Raw genomic sequence first — 3,277 nt, forward strand, 5'->3', positions numbered from 1 at the left:
AATAATAGAATAGAAGGGAGAACATAGGTTGAACCGTTGATATGACTGGATTTCTAGGAAAATACTATAATTTGTGGGATTATAAGTTATAATTTGTGGGATTATAACCGTAATTTGTGGAGTTATATACCGTAATTTGTGGAGTTATAAATTAAATTTATTTTTTATATAATTTATAATTTGTGGGATTATAAATGTGAAATCCTATAAAAAATATTGCACTTTTAAAATACCCGATTTATAATTTAATTAAATTATAAATCGGGTAGGAGGTAGATTTGATGCAACCGGAAAGACCCTTGAAAAAAGTTTCTAAAGTTACAAAAAATAAAATAATAGATATAAATACTGGTGAAATTCAAGAAGAAGAAGAAATTATAAATGCTTATATCGACAAAGAACCAGACTACGTAAAAATATATTTAAAAGATATTGTAGCCTTAAATGATTTACCTAAAGGTTTAGATAGAGTTATTAACGTTTTATTAAAAGTAATGTCTTATGACAATATGATCATTCTAAATAGCTTTATAAAAAAACAAATGGCACAAGAACTAGGATATAAAACAGTACAAGTTCTTAATAACAACATCAACAAACTTGTAAATGCAGAAATTCTTTTTAGAAAAGGTACTGGTACATATCAAGTAAATGCTCGTTATTTTGGTCGTGGCCATTGGCACGATATACAAGAAATCCGATTACAACAAGTCTATTCAACTAAAGGAAGAGAGCTTAAAACAGAAATAACATACAAAAACGACGAACCGTCTCAGAATTAATTCTGAGACGGTTTTAACGTTCCATGTTATATCCACGTTGTTTCTTAATTTCTTTCTTATATTCACAATCAAATTGATTATCTACACCTTTTATATCCAATTCATTCTTAACAAGTCCTCTAAACGCTTTAAAATGCTCTCCAAGGACTTTTTTCGTATTGTGGTATAAAACCTTTACATTTTCCTTTAAATCTTTTACATGGGCTTTTAACGAGCTTATTTCCTTACGTAATTCTCTATTCTTCTCATACAAATCTGTATTCTCATTAATAGCTTTAACATAACCATCGGCTAAACTATCAACTCTATCATGTAATTCTTTGTTTTCTTTAACTAAATCTGTACGCTGCAAACGCTCATAATCTTCCTTTACGAAATTTGCATCGCTTAGAACTTTTTGCATCCTTCTCATTTCACTATCAGAAACAATCCAATTCCCAGTTTCTGTAGTTACTGTTTCTGATTTTAAAAAACCTGTTTTTACAACCTCTGTTTTTTTCTCTTTTCCTTTTACTTTGATATTAATTTTTGAAGGGAGTGCTTCACTCAAATTCAGAAACTCATTTTTTTTACTTTCCAATTCTTTATCTAATGATTGAATTTTCCCCTCTAACTCTCTTTCTTTGACCTTTACTTCCGCATCCATTACATCTTTTTGTTTCTGTATTTCTTCAGAATACCTTTTCAAATCTTTAACCGTATCAACGCCAATCGTTTTATCGTTTAAAATACCTTCTTTGTAGATTTGTGGTATTTCTTTTTTCAAAAACTCATCTAAATCTTGGTGAAATGTTTTTAAATCTTTTCTTGTTAAAACTTCTTTAGCTGAAACCTTTGCCTGTTGCTTTTTCTCGTCCCAAACAACAGGCATAAAAGCAAAATGCATATGCGGTCTTGTTTCGTCATTATGTACATTGGCTGACAACACATTTTTTTCACCACCATAACGGTTCGCTAAAAATTCATAGGTTTTCTCAAAAAATTCACGTTGTTCCTTCTCAGAAGCATCTTTCAAACTTTCCGGTAATGTAACAGCCCAATCTGCACAGACTTTTACATCTTTTCGATTCAAGCAATGCACTTCACTTAACCGATCATTCATGCGTGAAAGTGTATCTCCTTCTTTTTCACATAAATCATAATTCAAATGTGACCGTTCATTATCAATGTCTTGATTCGAATGATTTTCTGTTTTTCTGTCCCAGTGGATGGACAATCCTTGAACATTTCCTTTTGCATATTTTTGAACGTGAGCCATGAGCAAGACCCCCCCTTTTGGTAACTAGTTTAACATGGGGATAGAAGAAAAACCAAATTTGGTCTAGCACGTTATACCAAATTTCATTTGGACGTGCTCTGCGAGGCTCTTTGGCTCCGCCAAGCCATGCTTTGCCTGGCAAAAAACAAACCTTGGGCTTTGCCCAAACCCACTGGGGAAACTCTTCCCCAGACCCCCTCAATCAAACTCCCCAACCCCTCAATCCTTGAGGGGCTCCCTCGCCGGTTAGCAGGAACAAACGATTGTTTGTTCAATGCCAAGAGGGTTTGGGTGTAGTACGGTTGGTCAAGTCAAATACTCCCTTCGCTTTGCTAGGTCCGTTTTGATTGACCAACACCCTTTTTTCCTATAACAGGTTTTTAGCTACTACACCAAGTACTCCTGTTAACAATCCGCTTATGATCAATCGTAAAATCCATGTAGTATTTGCACTAATTTTATCTAATTGTTTATTAATAGTTAAAACATCCTTTTCAGCTACTAATATTCTTACTTCTAAACTTTTCATATCATGTTGTATAGCTTTTAAATCTAGATTCATTTGATTAAAATCTTTTTCTAGTTCCTCCAATTTTGTCATATAACATACTTCTCCTTTTAAATTAATTTTAAATATATTATATGTATATGGTAATTAGAGAATAATGATATAAAAAGAGAACTCAAATCTATTATTAAGATTTAAGTTCTCTTTAAAGATAAGGGAATTATACGAAAGCGTAATATAGCATATGCTTATCCTTTTTAATATGCATCTAGCAAAAACACAGTTTCTATAAATGTGCTGTTCTAAGTTCATTCTCTCCTTGTTTTTGGGTGTGAGTGCTGGCTGGGGGTTTGGGGGCTAGCCCCCTGGATCTTAACGTAAATGAATATGGAATAAGCGGATTGTTTAGAACGATAGAGCAAGGCGGTTCGGCAGGTACAATTGCTAGTCCAAGTCGAACAATCTAAATCCTCGTTTTTGGTCTGTTCGGCTTGGCGACATGCTCACACCTGCCGAATTTCACTATGCAATAGCAAAAGAGTGGAGATTTTTTGAATGGTTTTCTCAAAAAATACTACTCGACTATTGCATAGTGAAAAGCCCTTTTAAATTTTATAAAATAATAGAATAGAAGGGAGAACATAGGTTGAACCGTTGATATGACTGGATTTCTAGGAAAATACTATAATTTGTGGGATTATAAGTTATAATTTGTGGGATTATAACCGT

Annotated in this window: 3 protein-coding genes; 1 reads left to right on the plus strand and 2 read right to left on the minus strand. The window is 33.0% G+C overall.

What is annotated here, in order from left to right; genetic code table 11:
* The first annotated feature begins 281 nt into the window (after positions 1 to 281).
* Positions 282 to 782 (plus strand): replication/maintenance protein RepL, encoded by a 501-nt coding sequence (locus tag ACTFNE_RS27280; protein ID WP_001182216.1) that lies wholly within the window; start codon positions 282 to 284, stop codon positions 780 to 782.
* Positions 783 to 795: 13 nt separating this feature from the next.
* Here ACTFNE_RS27280 and mobV read toward each other — a convergent pair whose 3' ends face one another.
* Positions 796 to 2,040, minus strand: coding sequence for a MobV family relaxase (gene mobV / locus ACTFNE_RS27285; protein WP_000951644.1), 1,245 nt, complete (start codon positions 2,038 to 2,040; stop codon positions 796 to 798).
* A gap of 367 nt (positions 2,041 to 2,407) precedes the next feature.
* On the minus strand, positions 2,408 to 2,641 hold the full coding sequence (locus tag ACTFNE_RS27290) for a hemolysin XhlA family protein (RefSeq protein WP_046199669.1): 234 nt from the start codon (positions 2,639 to 2,641) through the stop codon (positions 2,408 to 2,410).
* Positions 2,642 to 3,277: the final 636 nt, after the last annotated feature.

Source organism: Bacillus cereus group sp. MYBKT111-2, from assembly GCF_051915205.1.
Taxonomy (GTDB): domain Bacteria; phylum Bacillota; class Bacilli; order Bacillales; family Bacillaceae_G; genus Bacillus_A; species Bacillus_A paranthracis.

What these genes read in the sequence shown, in the direction of transcription:
- ACTFNE_RS27290 (WP_046199669.1), bottom strand. Translation starts at nt 2,641, where the DNA reads ATGACAAAATTGGAGGAACTAGAAAAAGATTTTAATCAAATGAATCTA.
- mobV (WP_000951644.1), bottom strand. Translation starts at nt 2,040, where the DNA reads ATGGCTCACGTTCAAAAATATGCAAAAGGAAATGTTCAAGGATTGTCC.
- ACTFNE_RS27280 (WP_001182216.1), top strand. Translation starts at nt 282, where the DNA reads ATGCAACCGGAAAGACCCTTGAAAAAAGTTTCTAAAGTTACAAAAAAT.